The sequence below is a fragment of the Pseudomonas sp. FW305-28 genome (genome assembly GCF_017351395.1).
Taxonomy (GTDB): domain Bacteria; phylum Pseudomonadota; class Gammaproteobacteria; order Pseudomonadales; family Pseudomonadaceae; genus Aquipseudomonas; species Aquipseudomonas fluorescens_AA.
Map to the genome: position 1 here is coordinate 1 of NZ_JACNDD010000258.1, position 4,384 is coordinate 4,384.

The 4,384-nt window shown below is 60.4% G+C and carries 5 protein-coding genes; all 5 read left to right on the forward strand.

What is annotated here, in order from left to right; translation table 11 throughout:
- Positions 1-2 precede the first annotated feature (2 nt).
- Complete coding sequence (locus tag J4E53_RS29935) at positions 3-647, forward strand: GNAT family N-acetyltransferase (RefSeq protein WP_207268274.1); 645 nt, start codon at positions 3-5, stop codon at positions 645-647.
- Between the two features lie 81 nt (positions 648-728).
- Positions 729-1,418 carry an N-acetyltransferase gene (locus J4E53_RS29940; RefSeq protein ID WP_103311363.1) on the forward strand — a complete coding sequence of 230 codons (690 nt, stop codon included), beginning with the start codon at positions 729-731 and terminating at the stop codon, positions 1,416-1,418.
- Positions 1,419-1,423: 5 nt separating this feature from the next.
- A complete protein-coding gene (locus J4E53_RS29945) occupies positions 1,424-2,602 on the forward strand; it encodes a GNAT family N-acetyltransferase (protein ID WP_060738230.1) in 1,179 nt (392 codons plus the stop codon).
- Positions 2,574-3,365 carry a carbohydrate deacetylase gene (locus J4E53_RS29950; RefSeq protein WP_060738231.1) on the forward strand — a complete coding sequence of 264 codons (792 nt, stop codon included), beginning with the start codon at positions 2,574-2,576 and terminating at the stop codon, positions 3,363-3,365. The genes J4E53_RS29945 and J4E53_RS29950 overlap by 29 nt, the downstream gene beginning before the upstream one ends.
- A gap of 192 nt (positions 3,366-3,557) precedes the next feature.
- The coding region (locus J4E53_RS29955) for an alpha/beta hydrolase (protein ID WP_207268275.1) at positions 3,558-4,384 on the forward strand (827 nt) is incomplete at its 3' end.

The window sequence follows — 4,384 nt, forward strand, 5'->3', positions numbered from 1 at the left end:
GCCTGCGCGCCGTTCTCAAACAGCTGTTCAGGCGCTACGTGTTTTTCCACACCCGACTGGTGTGGCTGGAGCACGATGTGCGAACCCCACTCCCCCCGCATAACCTCAAGCCCTACCCACCGATGCGCCTGGAGTTCATCACGGTCAGCAATGCCGATGCTTTTGCCCGGCACTTCGGCGACCGCGTCGAAACCATGCGCGAGCTGGCAGCCGAAGGCTACACAGGTTTGATGTACCTGGATGCTCAGGGCGACACCGTGGGTTTCGCCTGGGCCAGCACACGAGACTATTTCGACCGCCATTTCTATCGCTGCAACTTCCCGATCAAGCCGGGTGAGTACTTTCAGTTCGGTGGGGAGATGATCCGCGCCTACTGGGGTTCCAGTATGTCGGCGGACATGCAGTTGGAAATGTGGAAAATCATGGTGGACAGCGGCTGCAACACAATGGTCGATGTCTGCGATTTGCAAAACACCCCGGCGATCAAGATGCACCTGCGCATGGGCTTCCAGGAACGCGGCAAGATCACCCACGTGTATCGCCTGTTCGGTCGCTGGCGGTTTTTCCGCGACACGTTCTACCGCGGCTCGGCACTGGACGCCTTTCGTAAACCGGCCCCGCCGCTTGCATCGACTGCACCGGCCTGATGTCCATGGCGCTCTAACCCCCCATCGCGAGCAAGCTCGCGATGGGGTCTTTCCCCAAACCGCCCCTCGCCAGGAGGCACCATGAACGTTCTGCAAAAATTGCGTGATCGCATTCGGAAAAAAGGGCTGCGCACTGTTCTAAATCAGCTGTGCAGACACTACGTGTACTTCCACGAACAACTGGTGTGGATGGAGCGCGATCTGGTCAGCCCGATACCGCCCAATAACCTCAGGCCCTATACGCCGTTGCGCCGTGAACGCATCACCACCAGCAATGCCGATGCCTTCGCCACGTACTTTGGCGACCGCATCGAGACCATGCGCGAACTGGCTGCCGAAGGCCACACCGGGCTCATGTACCTGAACGACAAGGGCGACACTGTCGCTTTCATCTGGGGCAGTACACGGGACTATTTCGACCGCCATTTCTTTCGCTGCTGGTTCCCGGTCAAACCGGGCGAGTTCTTCGAGTTCGGCGGTGAGTTGTACCGCACTTACTGGGGGACCCAGCTATCGGTGGATATGCAGCTGGATCTGTGGAAAGCCATGGCCGAGCAAGGTTGCAACAAAGTGGTCGACGTCTTCGAGCTGAGCAACATTCCAGCCGTCAAGTTGCACCTGCGCATGGACTATCAGGAGCGCGGCCAGATCACCCATATGCATTGCTTGTTCGGCCGCTGGCGGTTCTTCCGTGACACGTTCTACACCGGCTCGGTCCTGGACTCTTTCCGTAAACCGGCCAAGCCGGTTCCATCCACTGCGGCGGCCTGACGTACATGACCATCCGGTTCCAATGGTGTCGCTCCCTGGGCGCGGAGGACTTTCCTGTATCAGCTTATGAACAGCTGCGAACCCAGGTGGCCGACGCAACACCGTTCAACACCCTGGCCTGGCTGCAAGCGGCGGAATTTGCCCTGTTGCCTGATCAGCAATTGCATGTGTTATTGGGCTGGCAGGACCAGAATCTGTCGCTATGCCTGCCCCTGGTTTCGGGACGTGAGCGTATCGGCGGACTGCGGTTCCGGGTGTTGCATCACTTGGGTTACCCCTTGGCCGACCGCATCGCCCTGCTGGTGCGCCTGGATGCCGAAGGCATGGGCCAGGCGCTGATGCAGATCCGTCAGCAGGTGCCCCACGCGATGTTGCAACTCAATGAAGTGGTGGAGCCGGTCGGCGAGCAAAGCGTCCTGAGCGCCTGGATGGCACTGAGTTCCACCGGGGAGCGGCGGCTCAGTTGCCGGGTTCCGGTGCACTTGATCAGCGACAGTGATCATCGGGAAGTCTCTGGCGATCCACGCTACAAGCTGCGGCGGGCGCGCAAACGGATCGCCGCTTGCGGTGCCGAAATCCGCCGAGTGACGCCGGACGCCATCAGCATCGGACAGCTGTTGCGAGCCCTGGCCGACGTCGAGGCCGCCAGTTGGAAGGGTGAGGAAGGTGTCGGCATTTTCGCCGACCCCAGGCGCCGGCAATGGATGAACCATGCCTTCACCGCCCTCGCCGCCCAAGGCCAGGTGCGGGTGGTGATGCTGGAGCTGAACGGTGAATGCATCAGTTATCGCCTCGGCCTGCTGGACCAAGGCCGATTGTATGACTACAACCTGGCGTTCCTGCCGCAGCACGCCGACCTGGGCAGCGGCCGGGTATTGCTCGAAGAGTGGATTCGCTGGGGGCTGGACGAAAACTGGCGATGGATCGATGCGTCACGGGTCAGTCTCGATAACTCCAGCCATCAATTGCACGAACGCATGACCGGACAACTGGAGCACTGGCGTTGGAGTTTTTATTCCTGGCAACCCGATGGCCTGCTTCTCGGGCTCGCCTTGCGACTCTGGAAAAGTCTTAAACCCTGGCTTCCCAAACACCCGCCCCAAAAAACCACGGCGACAGATTCACCCTCTATCCCCAAGGAACAGGAGATCTCACATGCCCCGCCAAGTGATCATCAACGCTGACGACTTCGGGTTGTGCTTCAGCGAAAACGCGACAATCGTTCGAGCCTTCGAAGCAGGGCTGATCAGTTCCGCCACCATCATGGCCAATACGCCGGGCTTCGAACAGGCGTGTGTACTGGCCCGACTGCCCCGGCTCAAAGGGCGCATCGGGCTGCATTTCAATCTCAGCCATGGGCAGCCGCTGAGCCAGGCCATAAAGTCGCGCCCGGCGTTTTGCGATGCGGACGGCCAGTTCAGCTTCAGCCTGTCACGCTATTGCCTGCATCTGGGCTCGAAGGACCTCGCCGCAATACAGGACGAACTGCAGGCGCAATGGCAACGTTGCCTGGACCACGGAGTGCGCCCAAGCCACCTCGACTCCCATCAGCACGTACATAACATCTGGCCCATCGGAGCATTGGTGGCGCGCTTCGCCGCGCGGCAAGATGTGCCCATTCGCCTGGCGCGCAACCTGGGAGCCAACCTGAATATACCCAAACGCATCTTCAAGACCTTACTCAACCGCCGCCTGCGTCGTTTATCCGGCGCCACGGCCGACTATGTCTGCACGCCAACCGACTTGCAGCACGCCACAGCACCGGACCATGGTTTGCTGGAAGTGATTGTTCATCCAGTGCAACTGGATGGGGATTTCGGCGACACCTACCTGGCTCCTGGCTGCTCGTTGACCCAGGTGCTGCATCAGCGCCTGGCGGGGGTGCCGAAGGTGGGGTATGGCACCATTGAGCGGACGTTCGAGCTGGTTCAGCTCGAGGATGCGTAATGCCCCCTCTGCCATGGAGGCTTGATTGTGGGGAGGGTGTCCTCCCCTGAAGGCATAGGGAACAAGGCTCAGGGTTTGGGGATTTTCCAGCGCCGAAAAGCGCGCTTCAGACGAATGACCGTCACAAATCCCTGCGCCGTTTTCGGAGAATCTGCTACAAGGCATCTTTGGTTTCAGTAGCGAATGGCATCGATGTCTTCACTCTTACTTTCTGGCCTGAAACGCCGCTGGTTGGCCTGGCTGTGCATGGGCGCATTGATGGTCGGCCTGCCGGTGGGCTGTGCTGTGTTGCAGCATAAGGAGCGGGAACTGGTCTTTCGCATCGAGCCGGGGACGGCGAGCTGGTTCAGTGGGCTGCCCAGCAGCGTGCAGGAGTTCGACCTCAAGCCAAAAAGCTTCACGGCCGGGGAAAACATCCACGGCTGGTGGTGGCCGGCCGAACGCAAGAACGCGCCGGCCATCCTGTATTTGCATGGTGTGCGCTGGAATTTGACCGGCCAGTTGTTTCGTATCCAGCAGTTGCGGGCGCTGGGCTATTCGGTGCTGGCCATCGACTACCGGGGCTTTGGCAAAAGCCAGGGAGATCTGCCATCGGAAGCAAGTGTCTATGAAGATGCGCGCATCGCCTGGGAACGTCTCGCAGCGCTTCAACCAGACCCGAGCCTGCGGCTGATCTATGGTCATTCCCTGGGCGGCGCCGTCGCGGTGGATCTCGCTGCGCAGCTCGGTCAGCAGGCAGCGAAAGATGGCAAAGCCCAGGTCCGCGGCCTGGTGATCGAATCCACGTTCACCTCCCTGGGCGATGTCGCCACCTCGATGGCGAATACATCCCTGCCGGTGCGCTGGTTGCTGTCGCAGAAGTTCGACTCCATCGACAAGATCGGCGAGATCAACATGCCGCTGCTGATTGTCCATGGCGCCGCCGACCGCTACGTGCCGCCACGCTTCAGTGAGCAATTGTTCAACGCCGCCCGGGAACCCAAGCGCCTGCTGCTGGTGCCCGGGGCGACACATAACAA